Source organism: Brevibacterium sp., assembly GCF_052105255.1.
Classification (GTDB): domain Bacteria; phylum Actinomycetota; class Actinomycetes; order Actinomycetales; family Brevibacteriaceae; genus Brevibacterium; species Brevibacterium linens_B.
Map to the genome: position 1 here is coordinate 1 of NZ_JBQDYQ010000054.1, position 20,798 is coordinate 20,798.

The window sequence follows — 20,798 nt, forward strand, 5'->3', positions numbered from 1 at the left end:
CCCCGCCCGGCGGCCCAGCACCCTCGCGCGAGGTTGCTGCGCCGCCGTCAGGTAGCAATTGGAGGATAAAAGCGGACCGCAGCCCTTTCGAGGGTGCGGTCCGTTTTCGGGATTTCGCGAAGAGAAGCGATTCAGCCTGCACAGTCCGTGCAGATGGGGATCCCGCCCTCTTCCGTCGCAAGCTGCGAACGATGGCGGACCAAGAAGCACTCCATGCAGGTGAACTCATCGTTCTGCTTGGGCAGAACCCGAACGGAGAGCTCTTCGTTCGACAGGTCCGCACCCGGGAGTTCGAAGCCTTCGGCTACCGCAGTCTCGTCTTCGTCGATCTTGCTCGCCTGATCCTGGGAACGCTGGGCCTTGAGCTGCTCGATCGAATCGCTTTTGATCTCATCGTCTTGCTTGCGAGGTGCGTCGTAGTCTGTTGCCATATGGCCTCATCGCTCTCTGTCCGAAGGGGGTGCCGAAGAGGAACTCTTCTCCTCTTCCGAGATGTGTCCCCAGCATTGTGCACTGTATGCTTGCCGTTGGCAAGATGGAATGAAGACCCGATACGGTGATTCTCGTCACCAGCTTGTCTGCATGGACAGAGCACACATAGAGTTCACGAAGAGCTCTGCAAGAATGCTTGTGATGGACAGCACCGACAGCACTGCCTGTCGGTAGATTACCGGGCTCGTCCCCTGTGGAGGCGGCCCGAGGAAGGACGGATCCACAATGAGTGAATTCGCTGATCAGCTCGACACCCGAATCGATGATGTCCGTCATCGCATTCACGAGGCCCGGTCTGCCGGTGACGACTTCCTCGTCGAAAATCTCATCGACGACCTGCAGAACCTCATGGAACTCGCCGGTCGCAACGATGTCGACACCGGCCCTATCGCCGAGGTGATCCAGGCCGAGACAGGTGCCTTGCCGGTCATCCCGGCCCCCGACGACAACTGAGAGAACACCGAGAGAAAGAACCCTCCCTCACCGCTGCGGTGAGGGAGGGTTCTTTCGTTTCTCGGACTCAGTTCGCCACGGCCCAGTTCGGATGGGTCGCCCGCTCGATGCGGCCCCGGCAACAATCGATGCTGCACGCTCCGCTGCCGGGCACCAGGGCCTTCGTCCCGGGCAGGGCAGGAGCGTCGATGTCGTCTCCACGCAGCTGAGCGACCCGCTCCTCCACGAGATCGACGAGGCCCTTGACGAACGCGTCGTGGGTGCCCACAGTCGCCACCCGGGTGAAGTCGAGGCCGAGCTCTGCTGCGGTCTCCTTCGCCTCGGTGTCGAGGTCGAAGGCGACCTCCATATGATCGGAGATGAAGCCGATGGGCACGAGCACGACACCGGTCACCCCCTCCTCGGCGAGTTCGGTCATCCGGTCGTTGACATCGGGTTCGAGCCACGGCACCTCGGGCGAGCCGGAACGCGAGCAGTACACGAGTTCGGCCGGAACGCGGTCGGCCTCATCGATGCGCCCCATGAGATGGTCGATGAGCTCCTCGTGCTGGGCACGGTAGCCGTTGGTCGTCGCCTCGGAGGCGTCCTGCATGACGTTGGGGATCGAGTGGGTGACGAAGAGGATCCGGTGCTTGGCCGAGTCCATCTGTCCGACCCTGCTCCGGAAGTCGGTGAGGCCTTCGTTCAGACAGTCCGCACAGGCGTCGGCGTAGCCGGGGTGGTTGTAGTACTGTCGGATCTTGTCGATCGCGACGGTGAAGCCTTCGTCCTTGAGTGTGTCGATCGTCTTCGCGAAGTCCTCACGGTATTGGCGGCACGACGAGTAGGACGAGTAGGCGGAGGTGTCGATCGAGAGGAACCGTGTGGCACCGTCCTCCGCCAGGGTGCGGACCTCATCGGTGAGATAGGGGTCCCAGTTGCGGTTGCCCCAGATCAGCGGAGTCTCGATCCCGCGACGATCGAGTTCGTCGCGCAGCGCGGCCAGCAGCGCTTTGTTCTGATCGTTGATCGGAGATTTGCCTCCGAAACCGAAATAGTGCTCTCCCACCTCCTCGAGCCGCTCCTCGGGAATCCCTCGTCCGGCGGTGACGTTGCGCAGGAATGGAACCACTTCTTCTGGAGCCTCCGGTCCGCCGAATGACATGAGGACCAGGGCGTCGATGGGTGCAGTCGTATTCACGGTTTCGATCTTACAGACTGCGCCTCGACTCGGCTCGCTGTCCGCAGAGTGAGCCGCACTCACTCATGGTGCAGACGGATCGGCCCGGGCTGCGCCGGCCGCATCCGTGGCCGGTCTCACAGTCGCTCTCTGCCGGCGGTCGATTCGGCCCGTGATTTCGCGACTCGCGCGGAAATCTGCCCGGCACGACGCGCCGAACGTGACACGATCTTCAGGAGACGCGACAAAGGAGCTTAAGGCAATGCGTGAACTGATCTTGAACGGAGTCAACGCAGACGGGACCCATCTGCTGTTGAACGACGAGAACGGGCTTCAGTACCGAGTCGGCCTCGATGAGGCGCTCATCGCCGCGGTCCGCAGGGACCGCTCCCAGTCCAAGTCCGAGGCTCCCGTGCGCCCGAAGGAGATCCAGGCCATGATCCGCGGCGGCATGGACGCCGAGGAGGTCGTGGCCACCACCGGCGCCGATCTCGAATATGTGCGCACCTATGAAGGTCCGGCGATGGCCGAACGCGAACGCACCGCTTACCTCGCCAGCCGTCATCCCATCTATTCCGACCACGATCCCAACGGTGAGCCGACTCCGCTCATCGAGCTGTGCCAGGAACGTCTGGCGATGCGCGATGTCGATATCGAGACGATGGAATGGGATTCCTGGAAGCAGCAGGACGGCAACTGGTACATCCAGCTCAGCTTCACTGCCGCCGACCGTGTTCGCACCGCCAGCTGGCACTACTACCGCCGTTCGCTGACCCCGATCGATGACGAGGCGAAGTGGCTCGCCGATTCTGGCCCCACCGACACCGGACCGATCCCGAACTACGGCAGCGGTGCCGAGCGACAGAGGAACACCGAGGAGGTCGATGTCCTCCCGCACACCGATCGGTCGTCCGCGTCGATCGCCGCGGACGGACCGGTCCGCCCCACCGCCGGTTCGGCTCCGTCGCAGCAGGCCCGCGATCACCAGGCCGAGACCGGCCGGATTCTGGAGAACCTGCGCAAGCGTCGCCACACCGAAGAGGAGCCGCGGACCCGTCTGCGTGCGGTCACCGAGGATCCCGAGACTCACCCGCAGGGAGCGCACACTGCTCCCGGTCGGCCCGAAGCCGCCGCCGATGACGAGGTCTTCGCCTTCGAGGATGCGGCTGCCCCTGCCGAGGAGCCGCAGGAGCCGACCGAGAAGGTCGGTGTCTTCGACGATGAGAATCAGCTCTCGCTGCTCAATGAGCCCGGGGTGAGCGATCACTCCGATGATTTCAAGGACTCCGCGTCGGCGAAGGACTCGAAGCCGAAGTCGAAGAAGAATTCGCGAGCCTCGATCCCGAGCTGGGACGAGATCATGTTCGGGTCGAAGCGGGACTGACCTCAGACTGCCGAGTGTGCGCCCTCGGGAACCTGTGTGCCGAGGTCTGCCGCACCCGGTTGGACTGTGCCGAGGTCGACGACCTCATCGCCATCCGCGATCAGGCGCCTGTCGTGAGTGACCATGACGACCGTGCGATCGCGGAGGTTCCCGCGCAGGTCGTCGACGAGCAGCCGTGCCGTCTCATCGTCCAAATGTGCCGTCGGCTCGTCGAGGACGATCACATCGGCGCCGGTCAGCAGAGTTCTCGCCACTGCCAATCGCTGGCGCTGACCACCGGAGATCTCCGTACCGTGGTCTCCGACCCACCGGTCGAGACCCGCGATGTCGGCCCAGTCGCCCAGCCCTGCCGCTCTCAGCGCGCTGACCATCTCGTCGTCTCCGAGCACCGTCTGCCTCGCGAGGGCGAGATTGCCGCGCACGGTGGACCGGAAGACGTGTGCCTCCTGAGGGCACCAGGCGATGCGGCCGACCAGGTCTGCCGGTGAGCGCGTGAGCATATCGTGGCCGACCCCGGTCCGGTCACGGACGTGGTAGCTTCCGGACCAAGGATCGAGGAACCGCAGGAGCACACTCAGGCTCGTCGTCTTTCCGGTTCCGCTGTCGCCGCACAGCACGGTCCAGCGTCCGCGTTCGGCCCGCAGGTCGAGCCCTGTCACGACCGCCCGGTCGTCCCATCCGACGGTGATCTCATCGAATTCGAGGGCGTCGACGCCGACGAGCTCGGCCGCGGGGTCAGAATGGCGCGACGAATCGTCGTTCTCTTCGACCGTCGTTCCGGCGGCAGGAGCCGATTCCTCGGCGTCGGGTCCCGACACCTCGGCTTCGCGGTCCTCCGCATTGTCTGGATCGGGCAGGCAGTCCAGTGCCGCTGCCAAACCCGGCAGTTGGCGGAATGCCTCGAGTGCCGAGGCGAACACCTCTCCCAGCCCCAGGGCCATGAGCGAAAGCACGGCGACGATCTCGGTCGGAGCGTCTGCGGTTGCCGCCAGGATCACTGCGGTGGCGAAGGTGCTCAGTTGCAGCCACAGTTGGGCGAGGCCGTAATTGCGGGCCGACGCCTTCTGCTTCTTCTCGAGGTCGGACTCCAGACCGGCCAACAGGCCGATCACCTCAGTGTCGACACGGTTCGTGGCCAGATCGTCCTTCGCGTTGAGAGCGCGGGTGAGGACGGACAGAATCCGGCTGCGGCCCTCCCGGATTCCGTGCGCCAGGCGGCTCTCTGCCCGGATCACGAGGATCGGGACGATGATGAGGTTGACAGCGCCCAGCAGGACGAACCAGACCAGAGACTCCACATGGAGAAGTGCCGCCGTGATGCTCACACCCATGACGACCAGGACGGAGACGAGCGGCGGGAACAGAGTCCGGGGCACCAGGTCGCGGACGTCATCGGCGTCGGCGACCATGGCGCGCAGCGCCGAGTCCGAGGTGAGCAGCCGCCGATCACTCATCCCCACACGCTCGAAGTGCTCCCACAGTCGAGTGCGCAGTCGCGTGAGGGCGGCGAAGATCGCCGAGTGCAGCTTCAGTCGGCTGGCATAGAGGAGCACGGACCGGCTGAGCCCGAAGAAGCGCACGCCGACGATGGCGACCATGAGCAGCATGATGGGCGGCTGGTAGGAGGCTTCGACGATGAGCCATGCAGAAACCGCGGTCAAGGCGATGGCCGCGAGACTGGACGCGCACGCGGTCAGGGCTGCCACCAGCATGGTCGGAGTGAAGAGCGGAAGACTCGAGTTGAGAACAGACCAACGCCGGCGCAGTGCGGCTGTCCGGGCTGCGGTTCCCGTCCGTGCTTCTGTGCCCGACTGCCACTCGGCATCGGTTCGGTCTCGCGACTGCGGCTCGGCACGCATCCGATCCCGATGCCCACTGCCCGAACCCAGCAGACTCTTCGGACCGGAGTCGTCCCTGGTCCGTGTGGCGGGAGCCTCGGCCGCGTCGTTCCAGTGCTGACCCGCGGCTGCGGTCTCCGCCGCAGCCGCAATGTCCGCGGCCTGGGCCCCGTCGATTCGCGTCTTCTCCGGGCGGATCTCGGTGTCGGCCAGGGCACGAACCTGTTCGTCATGGCTGGCGAGGAACACACGGTTGGTGGCGGCCGCCTCGGCGATCATGGCGATGACGATGTCGGCATTGTCGGCATCGAGGTGGGCGGTGGGTTCGTCGAGGACGAGCAGCCCGCCCCCGTCACCGAGGCGATGCCGCACACGCGCCAGCGCCAGCCGGCGCTGCTGGCCGGGGCTCAGTGCCGCGGTCTGCACACGCAGATCGGTGGGCAGGCCGGCGGCGGCCAGGGCCGACCGCGCTCCGTCCTCGTCGAGTCCGAAGAGGGCGAGTTCGGCACCGATGGTCTCGGCGAACATCCGCGGAGCCTGCGGCATATAGGCTGCGGCAACGGGAGCGACGGTGGAGTGCGCATCGGCCGGCAGGCTGCCGACCAGCGCCCCGAGCACAGTCGTCTTGCCTGTCCCAGACCGGCCGCTGATCGTCGTCACGCCCGGCCGAGCGTCGATGGTGCCCGACCAGGTGATGAGCGTGCCGTCGGCATAGAGAACGCGCTGCTCACCCGGCCGACCGGGAGTATTGAGCGCATGTCCCCGGTCGGCCGTCGCCTCGGTGGCGGCCGTCGCCTCGGTGTCGGCCGTCGCCCCGGCGGCAGCCGTCGCCTCGGTGGCAGCCGTCGGCGCGGCGGCTGCCGGCTGAGTCTGTGAAACCAGCGCCTGGGCTCTCCCCCGCGCTTCGCGACCGTTCTCACTCGCGTGGTATCCGGCCCCGAGCTCCCGCAGGGGGATGAAGCATTCGGGTGCGATGAGCAGGACCAGCAGGCCGTCGGCGAGGTCCATCGTCCCGTTGACCAGGCGCAGACCGATGACCACGGCGACGAGTGCCACCGAGATCGTGGCGATGAGCTCGAGCGCCAGACTCGAGAGGAACGCGATGCGCAGCGTCGACAGGTTCGCCGCATGGTAGCGCTGCCCCAGTTCCCGCAGCCGAGCCGCATGATCACGTGAACGCCCGAGGCCGATGAGCACGGGAAGCCCTTCGGCGAGTTCGGCCAGATGATCCGACAGCCGCTCCAGAGCCGCCAGCGTCGCCGAGGTCGACTCCGCCGTATAGCGGCCGATGAGCACCATGAACACCGGAACCAGCGGCAGACATACCGTGATGATGACCGCGGAGAGGACGTCGCTGAAGACGATGCGCACCAGCAGGACGATGGGCACCACGGCGGCCGCAGTCAGGGCCGGCACCACCGTGGTGAAGTAGTCATCGAGATCGTCGATTCCGCGGGTGACCGTGACCGCCGCATTCGTCCGCGGGCGTCCCCGCCCGCGGAGCAGACCCGAAAGGATCGAGCGACGCAGCCCCTGTTTCGATTCAGCGGCCAAGGAGGTGCCCAGACTGCGGTCGAGCCAGAGACCGCCGCCGCGCAACAGTGCGCCGAGGGCGCCGATGACCACCCATACCCCGGGCGCACTATGGCCGATGATGGCGCGCACCAGCGCTTCGGCGATGAGGACGATCCCCACCGCCCGGCACAGGGCGGAGAACACCGAGAGTGCCAGCCCCCGCCGACCGGTCGGCAGTTCGAGCAGGATCGACAGGGGCGAGTTCACGATCGGATCGCCACCGGCAGCTTGTGCGCTTCGGGGATGTGGGTCTCGGCGATGCGGCCGAGAAACATCCGGTAGCTGAAGATCTGGTAGGCGATGATGATCGGCAGGATCACGATCGTCACGATGAGCATGACGTTCAGGGTGTAGTCCGACGACGAGGCGGCACCGATCGTCAGCGAGTTCGACGGGTCGAGCGTCGAGGGCAGAACGTTCGGGAAGGTACCGGCGAAGACCGCTGCCAGTCCTGCGATGAGATAGATCCCGTGCAGAATGAACGCTCTCTTCTCGGCTCCGGCGCGCACCGCGAAGTACGCGGCGATGAGCGCGGCAATCGCAATGAGCACCGGAACGACGAGCCAGGTCCGCTGAGTGATCGAGGAGGCGAACCAGATGAGGAACGGGACCGCCGCCGGCAGCATGAGCCTCCCGGCCCAGCGCCGCGACCGCGCCCGGACTTCGCCCTGGGTCTTGAGTCCGAGGAAGATGAGCCCGTGGGCCAGGGAGAAGCCGAGCCCGCCGAGGCCGCCGACGAGCGCCGGCCACGACATCCAGGCGAAGGGTCCGCCGATCATATCGCCGTGATCATTGAGCGGCAGCCCGATTGTCGTCAGCGCCAGCATCGCTCCGATGCAGACGGCAGTTCCGGCCGAGCCCACGGCCACGGCCCAGGTCCAGAAGGACTTCCACCGCTGCGAGTGCCCCTTGCCGCGGTATTCGATGGCCACGGCGCGCAAGATCAGTGCGAGCAGGCAGATCGTCAGGGGAATGTAGAGCGCGGAGAACAGTGAGGCGTACCAGTGCGGGAACGCGGCGAACATCGCTCCGGCCGCGGTGATCAGCCAGACTTCGTTGCCCTCCCAGACCGGGCCGATCGAGTTGAGCAGAACGCGTTTGCTGCGTTCGCTGCGACTGAGGAAGGGCATCATCATGCCCACACCGAGATCGAAGCCGTCGAGGAAGAGGTATCCCATCCAGAGCACGACGATGAGGACGAACCAGATTGTGGCGAGGATTTCCATCGTGACCTTCCCTCAGTACGCGAACGACAGGACGTCGTCGCCGTTGTCGGTGATCGTGGGTTTCGTATTCGTCTGGTCGAGTTCGGGCATCGCCGAGGCGACTCCGCCCTTGACGTACTTCGTGATCAATCGCAGTTCGACGACCATCAGGATTCCGTAGACGGTAGCCAGGCTGATCAGTGAGAACAGCAGCATGGCCGGTGTCACCTCGGGTGACAGCGCCGCTTGGGTGTACATATACACCCCGTCGAGCTGAGCCGGGTTCGGGGCGACGACGAAGGGCTGACGGCCCATCTCGGTGAAGATCCATCCGGCCGAGTTCGCGAGGAACGGTGCCGTGATGGCCAGGACGAAGCCGCGGCTGAGCCATTTCGACTCGGGCACCGTGCCCTTGCGGGCCAGCCACAGTCCGATGACGCAGACCCCGGCGGCCAGGGCGCCGAAGCCGATCATCATCCGGAAGCCCCAGTAGGTGACGATCATGATCGGCTGGTAGTCGATCGGTTCACCGGCGTGCTCGCCGTAGCGCGGGTCGTCGGGGATGTGGGTGCCGTAGCGCTCCTGGTATTCGGGCAGCAGCGTCGTCACACCGTGGACGGGGGTGTCGAAGTCCCCGTTGGCCAGGAACGACAGCAGACCGGGGATCTCGAAGATGTTCTCCACGCCGTCGCAGTCATTCGACGAGGGATCGGCGACTGTGAGAACGGAGAATTGGGTGCCGTCGTGGCAGGCCGCCTCGGCGGAGGCCATCTTCATGGGCTGCTGTTCGAACATCAGCTTGGCTTGGACGTCACCGGTGATCGAGACGCCGGCGAAGGCGAGGACGCCGACGATCGCACCGATGCGCAGGGACTTGATCCACACCGCATGGTCTGTCTTGTCCCGTCCGGGAATCTTCATCGAGGAACCGACGATGACCTTGCCGTCGGCTCCGACGGTGTCGATTCCGTCCTTGCGCCGGTGGTAGAGGTGGTACCAGGAGATGCCGAGGAGGAAGGAACCGCCGACGGCCAGGGCGCCGAAGATCGTGTGCGTGAAGGCGGCAATGGCGGTGTTGTTGCCGAGCACCGCCCAGACGTCGGTCATCACGGGCCGGCCGTCGACCATCTCGACGCCGACGGGATGCTGCATCCAGGAGTTCGCGACGATGATGAAGTAGGCCGAGATCCATGTGCCGATGACGGCCAACCACAGTGAACCGAGGTGGACGGCGCGAGGCAGTCGGCCCCAACCGAAGATCCACAGGCCGAGGAACGTCGATTCGAGGAAGAAGGCCAGCAGGGCCTCCAACGCCAGGGGCGCACCGAAGACGTCGCCGACGAAGCGGGAGTATTCGCTCCACGCCATGCCGAACTGGAATTCCTGGACCAGGCCGGTGGCCACTCCCATGATGAAGTTGATGAGGAAGAGCTTGCCGAAGAATTTCGTGCTGCGCAGATACACCTCGTTGCCGGTGCGGTGGTAGATCGTCTGCAGGATCGCCACGAGCATGCCCAGCCCCAGGGTCAACGGCACCATCCAGAAGTGGTAGACCGTTGTGATTCCGAATTGCCACCGTCCGATGAGGACCGGGTCCAGCTCCATGGGTGCTCCATTCAGGTTTCACGCGAGCAGTGTTTCTACGTCACGTAGAATTCTACAGGTCGTAGAAACGCCGCCGTCACGGTTTCATCATTCAAGACTCCCGCTTCCAATTATGCGCTGGGTCAAGCGCACCTGGCCAGGGCCGCGACTGGGCCGAAGGTCAGGTGTCTGTGTGGAATTCGACAGACTGTAGAGATATACTGGGGCGATCAGACCGACAAAGAAATTGAGGGCGAAAGAACTGTGGGAACACTGGGTGAACTCGAACGCAGCGTCATGGACGCCATCTGGGTCCACGATGACGGGCTGAGTGCCGCCGAACTCCGCGAAGTCCTCTCGGACCGCGAGCTCGCGCTGACGACGGTCCATACGGTTCTGTCTCGGCTCGATAAGAAGGGATTCGTCACTCGCGATCGCAGCATCCGTCCGCACCGCTACATCGCGGTCTCGACCCGTGAGGATCACGTGGCGGAGCTGATGACCGAGATGCTGTCTCAGGCACCGGACCGTCAGGCTGTGCTCGCTCGCTTCCTCGGCACCGTCTCGGAGGCCGACACCAAGGCGCTGCGCAACCTGCTCGGGCGCAATCACTCGACGCAGTCCTGACCCAGGCCGGTCACCTCAATGACCATCGTGGGAATCATTCTGGCCGTGCTGGCTTTTCTGCTGGCATGGCCTGTACCTGCGGCACTCGCTCGATTCCGCGGTGACCCGATCTCCGAGGTCGTCCTGTGGCAGGCCGTCGGACTCTCGGGAGGACTGTCGCTCATCGGCGCCGCTCTCGCTTTCGCCGTCGCCCCGGGCACGACGAGCCTCCCCCAGGGACTCTTCGATCTCATGCGGGGCAAGGACCACACCCAGCTGTCGCTCCTGGCGTGGATCTTCCTCGTCATCGCCGTAGTCCTCATCGCTCGGCTGCTCGGCTGCCTGGTCCTCACGTTCTATTCGGCGCGGAAGACCCGCCTGCGCCACGACGAGATCCTCCATCTGCTCAGCGAACCGTCGATCGCCTACCCGGACACCCGCATCATCACCACCGATGAAGCCGTCGCCTACTGTCTGCCCAAAGGACCGCGGAAAGGCACCGCGGTCCTGTCCACCGGTCTGCTCAAGGCCCTCGACGAGGACGAACGCACCGCCGTCATCGCCCATGAGCGGGCCCATCTGGATTTCCGGCACGATGTGCTCGTCATCCCGTTTGCCGCCTGGCATCGGGCCCTGCCCTACTTCTCGGCCACGGCCATCGGGCTGAACTCGGTGAATCGACTCATCGAGCTCATGGCCGATGATCAGGCGCGTGACCATGTCGATCCGCAGATCCTGGCCCGGGCGGTCGGATCAGCCGCAGCGATCAGCCCCGAGCATCGCAGTGATTTGTCCGCTCAGCGCATCCTGCGCCTGTCACGCCCCTTGGATCCGGCGCGGATCCCCGTGCGCCTGATGTCGATCGGACTGGCCGTTCTGCTTCTGCTCCTGCCGACCCTGCTCATCGTCACACCCTCGGCATTCGGCATCTGAGCCCGGGCGCGAATCTCGGCCCGGGCTCAGATGAGTCGGTGCTGACTCAGCATCGGTGCTGACTCAGCAGTCGCTTTCAGCTGTCGATGCGTTCGGCATCGAGGACGGCGGCGCCGGAGACGATGAACTCCTTGCGCGGTCCGACCGATGATCCCATGAGGAGCTCGAAGGTGTTCTCCGCCATCTCGGCATCGGCCATCGTCACCCGACGCAGGGTGCGCATGCTCGGATCCATGGTCGTCTCGGCCAGCTGGTCGGCGTCCATCTCGCCGAGGCCCTTGTACCGCTGGATCGGTTCCTTGTAGGTCTTCTTCTGCTTCTCGAGCTTCTTCAGCAGAGTATGGAGCTCGGCTTCTGTGTAGGTGTAGATGATGTCGTTGGGCGTTCCGCGCTTCGTCACGACCTCGACCCGGTGCAGCGGAGGCACGGCGGCGAACACGCGACCGGCCTCGACCAGCGGTTTCATATACCGGAAGAACAGAGTCAGCAGCAGGGTGCGGATATGCGCGCCGTCGACATCGGCGTCGGTCATGATGACGACGCGCCCGTAGCGGGCGGCGTCGATATCGAAGCTGCGACCCGAACCGGCGCCGATGACCTGGATGAGCGCCGAACATTCGACGTTGGCGAGCATGTCGGCCAAGGTCGCCTTCTGGACGTTGAGGATCTTCCCGCGGATGGGGAACAGCGCCTGGTGATCGGAGTTGCGGGCGGCCTTCGCCGTGCCCATCGCCGAGTCACCCTCGACGATGAACAGCTCCGTGTTCTCCACTCCGTTGTCGCGGCAGTCGTAGAGTTTCGCCGGCAGCGAGGAGGCTTCCAACGCGGTCTTGCGTCGCTGGTTCTCCTTGTGGGTGCGGGCAGAGATGCGCGATTTCATCTCGGCCACGACCTTCTCCATGAGCACGGCTGCCTGCTGCTTCTGCGCGCGCTTGGTCGACGCGAGCACCTCGCCGAGCTGAGTCTCGACGGTCTTCGCCACGATCTGGCGCACTGCGGCGGTGCCGAGGACCTCCTTCGTCTGCCCCTCGAACTGGGGTTCGGCCAGCTGGACGGTGACGACTGCGGTGATGCCGGCGAGCACATCGTCCTTCTCGAGTTTGTCCTTGCCGACCTTGAGTTTGCGCGCGTTGGCGTCGACGGCCTTGCGCATCGCCTTCAGGCAGGCCTGCTCGAACCCGGCGAGGTGGGTGCCGCCCTGCGGGGTGGCGACCACGTTGACGAAGGACTTCAGCTTCGTGTCGTAACCGGTCCCCCAGCGCAGAGCGATATCGACGCCGACCTCGCGTTCGACTTCCTTGGATTCGAGGTGACCCGAGGAGTTGAGGACCGGGACGGTCTCCTTGAAGGTCCCTGTGTTCTGCAGACGCCAGGTATCGGTGATCGGAGGATCGATGGAGAGATGGTCGACGAATTCGGTGATTCCGCCGTCGAATTTGAAGACCTCTTCGCGCTCGGCGATGACGGCGCCGGTCTCGTCTCGGACGACGCCGCGCCGGTCGACGATGCGCAGTTCGAGGCCGGGAACGAGGAAGGCGGTCTGACGGGCACGTTCGACCAGGTGCGGGTAGTCGAACTGGGCCTTGGACAGGAAGATCTGCGGATCCGCCCAGTACTGGACACGGGTGCCGGTGGCTCCGCGCTTGGCCTTGCCGACGATGTCGAGACCGGTCGGTTCCTCGAAGGCTTCGAAGGGGTTGTCCGGGCTCGGAGTGCCGGAGGAGTCGTCGAAGCGTCCGGGCACGCCTCGGCGGAAGGACATCTTGTGCACCTTCGATCCGCGGGTGACCTCGACGTCGAGGCGAGCGGACAGGGCGTTGACGACCGAGGCGCCGACTCCGTGCAGTCCGCCCGAAGCGGCGTAGGACGTGCCGCCGAACTTGCCGCCGGCGTGGAGCTTGGTCATGACGACCTCGACGCCGGTCAGTCCGGTCTTCGGTTCGATGTCGACGGGGATCCCGCGGCCCTTGTCGGTGACCGCCACCGAGCCGTCGGCAGCGAGCTCGATGAGGATCTCAGAACCGTACCCGCCGAGGGCCTCGTCGACGGAATTGTCGATGACCTCCCACAGACAGTGCATGAGACCGCGGGAGTCGGTCGTGCCGATGTACATGCCGGGTCGCTTGCGTACCGCTTCAAGACCGGACAGGACGGACAGGTGCCTGGCGCCGTAGCTTTCGTCTTCCACACAATTCCTCTCGTTCGATTAAACTCTAATCGCTGCGCGCGCAGGACCCTATTCCCTCGGGCCCGTGTCGGGAATACATCCGGTCGACCCCGACCATGGGCACTCCTGAGCTGAAACAATGGAGTCATGCCGCATTGCCTCCTCGTCCCAAGTCTCCTTCTCACCGCCGCTGTCAGCCTGCCCGGACTGGCGGCCTGTTCCCAGGGCGCAGGTGCCCCCGGACGAACGAGTCAGGCGGCCGAGACGACCGGCGAGTCTCCGACTGCCGGCAACGGTGCGGACGGAGGCGACGACGCGAAGTCGGGCACCGCCTCGGCGAAGGAGGCAGAGGCGGATCTCAAAGGGAAGGTCATTGCGATCGATCCGGGACACAACGGCGGCAATGCGGATCATCCGGAGACGATCAATCGGCAGGTGCCCGACGGTCGCGGAGGCACGAAGGCGTGCAACACCACGGGCACGTCGACGAGCTCCGACTATCCGGAAGCCGATTTCACGTGGGCCGTGGCGAGGAAGCTGGAGAAGTCGCTGACGGATGCCGGGGCCGAAGTCGTGCTCAGCCGCGAGGACAACACAGGAGTCGGACCGTGTGTGGACGAGCGCGGGACATTCGCCGACGATGCGGATCTGCTCGTGAGCATTCACGCCAACGGCAGCGAGTCCAGTGCGGTGAAGGGCTTCCACATCATCGTCGCCGATCCCGGTGAGAACGAGAAGACAGAGAGGGCTTCCGTGGATCTGGCGAAATCGGTGGGGAAGTCGATGGGTGAGGAGTTCACCCCGAACAGGGCCTATGGACAGGACGCGATCAGCCGGAGGCCGGACCTGGCCGGTCTGAACAATGCTTCGGTGCCCGCCGTCATCGTCGAATGCGGAGAGATGCGCAACCCGTCTGAGGCGAAGCTCATGGAGTCGAAATCCGGGCAGGAGAAGTACGCCGATGCCCTGTTCGACGGCGTCGTCGACTGGTTCTGACTCGGATACGCCCCTGGGAAATTCCCAGGGGCGTTCCGCTCTTCTCACCTCGAGCAGACCTCGAGACTGGCCTCAGTCCAGGTAATCGCGCAGTACCTGCGAACGAGACGGGTGACGCAGCTTGGCCATCGTCTTCGACTCGATCTGGCGGATGCGCTCACGGGTGACGCCGTAGACCTTGCCGATCTCGTCGAGGGTCTTCGGCTGACCGTCATTGAGTCCGAAGCGCATGGACACCACTCCCGCCTCACGCTCCGAGAGCGTGTCGAGCACGGAGTGCAGCTGCTCTTGGAGGAGTGTGAAGCTCACCGAGTCCGAGGGCACAACTGCCTCGGAGTCCTCGATGAGGTCGCCGAATTCCGAGTCGCCGTCTTCACCCAGCGGGGTGTGCAGCGAGATGGGCTCGCGACCGTACTTCTGGACCTCGACGACACGCTCGGGTGTCATGTCGAGCTCCTTCGCAAGCTCCTCCGGGGCCGGTTCGCGACCGAGGTCCTGCAGCATCTGGCGCTGCACGCGGGCGAGCTTGTTGATGACCTCGACCATGTGCACCGGGATGCGGATGGTGCGGGCCTGGTCGGCCATCGCGCGGGTGATGGCCTGGCGAATCCACCACGTGGCGTAGGTCGAGAACTTGAAGCCCTTCGTGTAGTCGAACTTCTCGACGGCGCGGATGAGGCCGAGGTTGCCTTCCTGGATGAGGTCGAGGAAGAGCATTCCGCGGCCGGTGTAGCGCTTGGCCAGGGACACGACGAGGCGGAGGTTGGCCTCCAGCAGGTGGTTCTTCGCGATGCGACCGTCATGGATGATCCACTTGGAGTCCATCGTCTCGCGCGGGTCGGTGACCTCTCCGCCGTCGAGCAGGTGCTCGGCGTACATTCCGGCCTCGATGCGCTTGGCGAGGTCGACCTCCTCGGCGGCGTTGAGCAGCGCCACCTTGCCGATCTGCTTGAGGTAGTCCTTGACCGGGTCCGCGGTCGCACCGGCGGAGACGACCTGCTGGGCAGGTGCATCCTCTTCGTCGGCGTCGGAGACGATGAAGCCTCCGGCCTCGGCCACGGCGGCGTTCTTCTCCTTCTCTTCCGAGTTCTTCGTCTCGGTCGCCTCGGCGGGGCTCTCCTCTGTGGCCAGAGCGTCCGCGGCCGGTTCGACTTCCTCGGTGGTGTCGATGACGTCGTCGGCTTTCTTCGCCTTGGTCGCCTTCGTGGCTTCCTTGGCGGCGGTGGACTCCGTCGTGGTCGTCTTCGCCGCGGCCGTCGATTTCGCTGCGGTCGTCTTCTTCGCTGCGGCCGTCGATTTCGCAGCAGTCGTCTTCTTCGCAGCAGTCGTCTTCTTCGACGCAGCCGCCTCGGTCTTTGCGGCAGCCGACTTCGCGGTCGTCGACTTCGCGGTCGCGGACTTCTTGGCTCCGGCAGCGGTCGTCTTCTTCGCAGTGGACTTCGACGCCGCAGTGGTCTTGGATCCACCGGTCGAGGTCGTGTCGGCCGCTCCCTCCGACTTCTCCGTCACCGTTGTGGATTCCTTGTCGACTCTGGGCACGTGTTCACCTTTCGCGAGCGTTGAAACTTCCCCATGCATTCGGACAGTACGAAGACCCAAGTCAAGTGGTCCGCGTACGGTCCGGGGCGAGCACGCATAGCTCGCCCATCATGCAATGACTGGGTCAACGCTTAATTTTCTCACGTTATTCCCTGCTTTGCGAATCGGACCTCGAAGGCTCCGCGGCGATCCGTCCGGGCCGTTCACTCGGTGACCGCGGCGATCAAACAGCTTCGTTCAGGTGGTCGTGCGCTGCGTCTCCGTCAGCCAACGAGGCAGGCACCCCATGTCGACCGCGCCGACGATGAGTTCGGCCAGTCCGTGTTCGGATTCGGCCTCGATCGCGGCACGAGCATAGTTCAGCGCCATCGTCGATCCGCCCAGCGCCCATTCGAACCAGGCGATGACGGCATAGGCGTTGGCCCTCGCCTGCGGGTGCCCGGCCTGCAGGTAGTCCTTGAGGAAGGCGATGGTGACCATGATGTCTCGCGGCCGCGGCGCACGCGAGGAGAGGCCGACGAGCTGCTGCGCGGCCTGCGCATGGGTGACGACGCGGCGACTCATCGTGCACAGCTCCTCCCCGTCGAGACCGTTGACCACCGACGGCGGGAAGTCCGGGTGGTCGAAGCTCAGGATCATCTCCAGGGCGTCGCGTGACCAGATCTCGACGAGCAGAGTGTCGAGCGCCATCACGGTCGGCAGGTCCATCAGTTCGTGGATGCGCGCCTCGTCGATCGCCTCCTCCTCGCACCGCATCACGTCCAAGCGCGGATAGACCTCCGCGAGGACCGCGAAGGCCTCGTCCGTGCCCATCCACTCCTCGGCGTGTCCGCGGCGGCTGTCGGCGAAGGCCTCGGCGGGCATCGGTGAGATGACGAGATCCACCGGATCGGCGACGGGATTGGATCCGCCGGCGACGAGCTCCGTGGCACACGCCGAGGTGGTGGCTTCGATCAGCGGCGTGCAGTCGTAGCCGTCCTCGTCGATGCGTCCGAAGTGCTCCTGGTTGACCCACCAGGCGCTGAGGGTCTCGACGCCTCTGGCGGCGAAGGTCATGGCCAACTCGTCGATCGCCGCCCGGATGAGTCCACGGTGGACCTCGGCGTATTCGGCGTCGGCTCCGAGGCCGAAGGCACTGACCGGCTGGTAGTCATCATCGTAGAGAACGAGGAAGACGCCGCTGACCGAGCCGGCGCGCATGATGAGATCGGCGTACCAGCCGCCGCCCTCGGACAGCGTCTGCGCCGCGCTCTCCCGGTCGAAGTCGATGCGCAGCGTCGTCGAACTGGTCTGAGACCCGTTGCCCTCGGTGCCGACGATGACGGCGACGAGGCTGCGTTGCGGGGTGTAGCCGAGAGTGTGAGGGATGATCCCGATGATGTCCTCGGGCGTGCGGGCCGGTGTCTTCACTGCGTCCTCCTTGACGGGGTCGGAACCTGCCGGCTGCGGCGGTTCCGGTGGCTGCGGTGAGGCCCATGCCGTGAGAGGGCCTCCTGTCCGACCCCCACTCCACCCGATCCCGAGGCCGTTCCTCCAGGTCTCGTCCTGCGCCTGTGGACGGGACGATCCTGTCCACAGGCCGCAGATGGGTGAGTCACGACCGCTGTCCCCACGAGAATCTGCGCCGAATTGCCTCAATCGCCTCACTGGCATACAAGTGAGGAGTGGCGAAGCGACGGATATACACAGCACCTGGTTCTCAAGTGGTCGACATCTCGACGGGTCAGGCCCGGCTGGAGAAGCTCGACGGCGAGGCCGATTCCTATGTGCTCCATGTCAATGGGGTCCCGTCGTCGTCGATCACGCTGTCCGATCCGCAGCGTCTGGACTTCGAGTACCTGGACTGGATGCGACGCATGATCGACGTCGAGCTCCCGCACCGCACTCTCCGGGTCGCACATATCGGTGCCGCCGGCTGCGCTCTCGCCCGAGCGCTGGACTCCGCACGACCGGGGTCGAAGCAGACGGCGATCGACATCGACGCCAAGCTGCTCGACTTCGCCCGTGACTGGTTCGATCTGCCCCGCTCCCCCGCCCTGGCCCTGCGCGCCGGCGACGGAGCGGTGGAGATCGGGAAGTTCAGAGCCGACACCCTCGACGTTCTCGTCCGGGATGCCTTCGACCACGACTCGGTTCCCACAACCCTGCAGACGACCAAGTTCTTCGCCTCCTGCGCCGCGGCGGTCAAGGACTCCGGCATCTACCTCGCCAATGTGCCCGACCCCGGCGACCACCGACTTCTCAAGGCCGAACTCCGCGGCCTCGGCGAGCACTTCGCCCATCTTGCCGCCGCCACGGAACCGGCGATCCTCAAAGGACGTCGACGCGGAAACGTCGTCGTCCTCGCCTCCCACTCCGAACTCGACACGGCCGGCCTAGACCGGAGTCTGCGCACCGCCGCCTCCTCCGCGACCTTCCTGGCCGGAACCGACCTGCGCTCCCGCCTGGGCCTGTGACGCCGCGCGCCCTCGGCCCGAATGTGAGGTACGCCCCGGTCCGAAATGACGCTGCGACTACAGACACCGCGCAAAGTTCGGCATAATTGAATGCCGACCCAAGAAGGTGAGATGACCGAAACTTCAGAAATTCGAGTCGAGCAGACCAAGCTCGACGAGCTCTATGCCCGCCTCGATGAGCTCCGGGAGGAGACGACTGCCCGCCTGGGGACGGTGAGGATCTCCGAGGTCGGAGGCAACCACCAGCACCGCACCGAACGCGATGCCTTCGCGACGCTGTACGAAGATCAGCTCATCCGTCTCGACGGCGCCGAGGAGGGACTGTGCTTCGGTCGCCTCGACATCGTCGACGAGGACGACCCCACCTATATCGGCCGAATCGGACTCACCGACGATCAGCGTCAGCAGATCCTCATCGACTGGAGGGCTCCGGCCGCCGAACGCTTCTACCAGTCGACGGCCGCCAATCCAGACGGCATCGCCCGCCGCCGTCACCTCGTGACCGCCAACCGGTTGGTCACCGGCATCGAAGACGATGTGCTCGACATCGACGCGCTCGATGACGCTCAGCGATCGAATCTCCAGGGTGAAGGTGCTCTGCTCGCAGCACTGACCACCCACCGCACCGGTCGGATGGGCGATATCGTCGCGACCATCCAGGCCGAACAGGACGCGATCATCCGCCGTCCGCTCTCCGGCGTCCTCGTCGTCCAGGGCGGTCCGGGAACCGGCAAGACCGCCGTCGCTCTCCACCGTGCCGCGTTCCTGCTCTACCGTCATCGGGAGCGCATCGCGAAGTCCGGTGTCCTCCTCGTCGGCCCGTCGACGGTGTTCCTCAAGTACATCGAGAAGGTTCTGCCCAGCCTCGGCGAGACAGGGGCCGTCCTGCTCACCCCGGGTCAGCTGTATCCGGGTCTCGACACGGATGCCGCTGATGCACCGGCAGCAGCCGAGATCAAGGGCCGCTCCGTGATGGCTCGGGTGCTGAAGAACCATATTGCGAACTATCAGCGCATCCCCGACCACGACGTCGAGATGCGGGTGCGTTCGCACACGATCGTGCTGCGGCGCAAGGATGTGCAGTCCGCGCGCGATCGGGCTCGTCGCAGCGGAGATGCGCACAATGCCGCCCGCACCGGTTTCGTCACCGGGCTGCTGAAGATCCTCGCCGAGGATCTCGCCCGTGAGATGGGGATGGATGCGGCCGGGGAGCGGCTGCCCGAACTGCTTGAGGACCTGCGGTCGTCCGTCGACGTCCGGCGCGCCCTCAACCTCGCGTGGTTCCCCATCGGTCCCGCGGCCGCTCTGCGTTCTCTGCTGGGCAGACCGCACAAGCTCCAGGCCGCGGCTCGCAAGCTCCTCACACCCGCCGAACAGTCGATTCTGCTCGAGCAGCGTCGGGATGAGTTCACGGTCGACGATGTGCCCCTGCTCGACGAGCTGGCCGAGCTTCTCGGTTCCGCGCCTCAGCAGACTCAGGCGCGGGATGACTCGGCTCGCGAATACGCCGAAGCCGTCGTCGATATGACCGAGACCGGCGGAATGGTCTCCGCCGAGACCCTCGCTGCCCGCTGGGAGGAGCACGGACCGACGATGACTCTGGCCGAACGCGCCCTCGAGGATCGGGAGTGGACGTACGGCCACCTCGTCGTCGATGAGGCGCAGGAGCTGTCCCCGATGCAGTGGCGGGTGCTCTTCCGCCGCGTGCCGTCGAAGTCGGCCACCGTCGTCGGCGACCTCGCCCAGTCCTCGCAGGTCGACAACGCCCGCACCTGGTCATCGATCCTCACCGAGTTCGTCGGCGATCGCTTCGCCCTCCAGGTGCTCACGGTCTCCTACCGCACCCCGCAGTCGGTGATGGATCTGGCCAACCGCTACCTGCATCGGCATTTCCCGCAGCTCGAGCTCGTCGAGTCGGTGCGGCAGGGAGATTCGGATCCGCGCCTGGACTCCTTCGCCGACGAATCCGAGCTGCTGGCCGCCCTCCCTTCCGCGGTCGCGGCCGAGGTGTCCGCCGCCGAAGGTGGGAAGATCGCCGTCATCGCTGATGAGGCGCTCACCGATCCCATCGCCGAGGCGCTCGCAGACTTCGATTTCGGGCGGTCGGTCACCGGCTTGGACCATCAGATCGCCCTCATCACCCCGCAGCAGGCCAAGGGCCTCGAGTTCGACGCGGTGATCATCGTCGAACCCGGCCGCATCGCCCCGCTCGGCAGCGAGAAGGGCGTCGGCGGTCTCTATGTGGCGCTGACCCGGACGACGGAACGTCTGCGTGTCCTGGCATCGGCATCGACGGAGCTCACCGAGCTCTTCTCCGTCGAAACTATCCGACAAGCCGGCTGACCCCAAACCCCGTATTACTACCTGACGGCGGCCCAGCAACCTCGCGCGTGGTTGCTGGGCCGCCGTCA

General features: G+C 65.3%; 15 protein-coding genes. 7 read left to right on the top strand and 8 right to left on the bottom strand.

Translation table 11 applies throughout. The annotated features are described in order from the left end of the window. Positions 1 to 131 precede the first annotated feature (131 nt). Positions 132 to 431, bottom strand: a complete 300-nt coding sequence (locus ACTIIH_RS13030) for a DUF4193 domain-containing protein (RefSeq protein WP_025779694.1) — start codon at positions 429 to 431, stop codon at positions 132 to 134. A gap of 286 nt (positions 432 to 717) precedes the next feature. Between ACTIIH_RS13030 and ACTIIH_RS13035 the strand changes: the two genes are divergently transcribed. Next, positions 718 to 945 (top strand): hypothetical protein, encoded by a 228-nt coding sequence (locus tag ACTIIH_RS13035; protein WP_025779696.1) that lies wholly within the window; start codon positions 718 to 720, stop codon positions 943 to 945. A gap of 67 nt (positions 946 to 1,012) precedes the next feature. Here ACTIIH_RS13035 and ACTIIH_RS13040 read toward each other — a convergent pair whose 3' ends face one another. Next, positions 1,013 to 2,125 carry a ferrochelatase gene (locus ACTIIH_RS13040; RefSeq protein WP_101553382.1) on the bottom strand — a complete coding sequence of 371 codons (1,113 nt, stop codon included), beginning with the start codon at positions 2,123 to 2,125 and terminating at the stop codon, positions 1,013 to 1,015. 241 nt (positions 2,126 to 2,366) lie between these two features. Between ACTIIH_RS13040 and sepH the strand changes: the two genes are divergently transcribed. Further along, positions 2,367 to 3,488, top strand: coding sequence for a septation protein SepH (sepH, locus tag ACTIIH_RS13045; protein ID WP_441452241.1), 1,122 nt, complete (start codon positions 2,367 to 2,369; stop codon positions 3,486 to 3,488). Between the two features lie 2 nt (positions 3,489 to 3,490). Here the strand turns inward: sepH and cydC are convergent, their stop codons facing one another. The 3 genes from cydC to ACTIIH_RS13060 are packed head-to-tail and all read right to left on the bottom strand — an operon-like array spanning position 3,491 to position 9,711. Next, positions 3,491 to 7,108 (bottom strand): thiol reductant ABC exporter subunit CydC, encoded by a 3,618-nt coding sequence (gene cydC, locus ACTIIH_RS13050; protein ID WP_441452243.1) that lies wholly within the window; start codon positions 7,106 to 7,108, stop codon positions 3,491 to 3,493. Next, on the bottom strand, positions 7,105 to 8,127 hold the full coding sequence (gene cydB, locus ACTIIH_RS13055) for a cytochrome d ubiquinol oxidase subunit II (protein ID WP_101593338.1): 1,023 nt from the start codon (positions 8,125 to 8,127) through the stop codon (positions 7,105 to 7,107). The genes cydC and cydB overlap by 4 nt, the downstream gene beginning before the upstream one ends. 12 nt (positions 8,128 to 8,139) lie before the next feature. Beyond that, on the bottom strand, positions 8,140 to 9,711 hold the full coding sequence (locus ACTIIH_RS13060; protein ID WP_373270421.1) for a cytochrome ubiquinol oxidase subunit I: 1,572 nt from the start codon (positions 9,709 to 9,711) through the stop codon (positions 8,140 to 8,142). 243 nt (positions 9,712 to 9,954) lie between these two features. Between ACTIIH_RS13060 and ACTIIH_RS13065 the strand changes: the two genes are divergently transcribed. Together ACTIIH_RS13065 and ACTIIH_RS13070 are read left to right on the top strand one after the other, a co-directional pair. Then, positions 9,955 to 10,317 carry a BlaI/MecI/CopY family transcriptional regulator gene (locus ACTIIH_RS13065; RefSeq protein ID WP_101553379.1) on the top strand — a complete coding sequence of 121 codons (363 nt, stop codon included), beginning with the start codon at positions 9,955 to 9,957 and terminating at the stop codon, positions 10,315 to 10,317. Between the two features lie 18 nt (positions 10,318 to 10,335). Further along, positions 10,336 to 11,229: a M56 family metallopeptidase gene (locus ACTIIH_RS13070; protein ID WP_101553378.1), complete on the top strand. Its 894-nt coding sequence runs from the start codon at positions 10,336 to 10,338 to the stop codon at positions 11,227 to 11,229. Positions 11,230 to 11,305: 76 nt separating this feature from the next. Here the strand turns inward: ACTIIH_RS13070 and ACTIIH_RS13075 are convergent, their stop codons facing one another. Next, positions 11,306 to 13,417 carry a DNA gyrase/topoisomerase IV subunit B gene (locus ACTIIH_RS13075; RefSeq protein WP_101553377.1) on the bottom strand — a complete coding sequence of 704 codons (2,112 nt, stop codon included), beginning with the start codon at positions 13,415 to 13,417 and terminating at the stop codon, positions 11,306 to 11,308. Between the two features lie 126 nt (positions 13,418 to 13,543). Here ACTIIH_RS13075 and ACTIIH_RS13080 point away from each other — a divergent pair, with 126 nt between their 5' ends. Continuing rightward, a complete protein-coding gene (locus tag ACTIIH_RS13080) occupies positions 13,544 to 14,392 on the top strand; it encodes an N-acetylmuramoyl-L-alanine amidase (protein ID WP_127364463.1) in 849 nt (282 codons plus the stop codon). A 72-nt stretch (positions 14,393 to 14,464) separates the two neighbouring features. On the opposite strand, the gene ACTIIH_RS13085 is transcribed toward ACTIIH_RS13080, so the two are convergent. Further along, entirely contained in the window at positions 14,465 to 15,970 is a 1,506-nt protein-coding gene (locus ACTIIH_RS13085) for an RNA polymerase sigma factor (RefSeq protein ID WP_441452245.1), read from the bottom strand. A 198-nt stretch (positions 15,971 to 16,168) separates the two neighbouring features. Continuing rightward, positions 16,169 to 17,341 carry a DUF4192 family protein gene (locus tag ACTIIH_RS13090; RefSeq protein ID WP_441452247.1) on the bottom strand — a complete coding sequence of 391 codons (1,173 nt, stop codon included), beginning with the start codon at positions 17,339 to 17,341 and terminating at the stop codon, positions 16,169 to 16,171. A gap of 293 nt (positions 17,342 to 17,634) precedes the next feature. On the opposite strand from ACTIIH_RS13090, the gene ACTIIH_RS13095 reads away from it, so the two are divergent. Together ACTIIH_RS13095 and ACTIIH_RS13100 are read left to right on the top strand one after the other, a co-directional pair. Then, positions 17,635 to 18,387, top strand: a complete 753-nt coding sequence (locus tag ACTIIH_RS13095) for a spermidine synthase (RefSeq protein WP_240811943.1) — start codon at positions 17,635 to 17,637, stop codon at positions 18,385 to 18,387. 111 nt (positions 18,388 to 18,498) lie between these two features. After that, positions 18,499 to 20,730 (top strand): HelD family protein, encoded by a 2,232-nt coding sequence (locus ACTIIH_RS13100; protein ID WP_441452250.1) that lies wholly within the window; start codon positions 18,499 to 18,501, stop codon positions 20,728 to 20,730. The last annotated feature ends 68 nt before the right edge of the window (positions 20,731 to 20,798 follow it).

Excerpts from the sequence above, each read along its gene's own strand:
- ACTIIH_RS13030 (WP_025779694.1), bottom strand. The coding sequence starts at position 431 with ATGGCAACAGACTACGACGCACCTCGCAAGCAAGACGATGAGATCAAA.
- ACTIIH_RS13035 (WP_025779696.1), top strand. The coding sequence starts at position 718 with ATGAGTGAATTCGCTGATCAGCTCGACACCCGAATCGATGATGTCCGT.
- sepH (WP_441452241.1), top strand. The coding sequence starts at position 2,367 with ATGCGTGAACTGATCTTGAACGGAGTCAACGCAGACGGGACCCATCTG.
- cydB (WP_101593338.1), bottom strand. The coding sequence starts at position 8,127 with ATGGAAATCCTCGCCACAATCTGGTTCGTCCTCATCGTCGTGCTCTGG.
- ACTIIH_RS13060 (WP_373270421.1), bottom strand. The coding sequence starts at position 9,711 with ATGGAGCTGGACCCGGTCCTCATCGGACGGTGGCAATTCGGAATCACA.
- ACTIIH_RS13070 (WP_101553378.1), top strand. The coding sequence starts at position 10,336 with ATGACCATCGTGGGAATCATTCTGGCCGTGCTGGCTTTTCTGCTGGCA.
- ACTIIH_RS13080 (WP_127364463.1), top strand. The coding sequence starts at position 13,544 with ATGCCGCATTGCCTCCTCGTCCCAAGTCTCCTTCTCACCGCCGCTGTC.
- ACTIIH_RS13085 (WP_441452245.1), bottom strand. The coding sequence starts at position 15,970 with ATGCATGGGGAAGTTTCAACGCTCGCGAAAGGTGAACACGTGCCCAGA.
- ACTIIH_RS13100 (WP_441452250.1), top strand. The coding sequence starts at position 18,499 with ATGACCGAAACTTCAGAAATTCGAGTCGAGCAGACCAAGCTCGACGAG.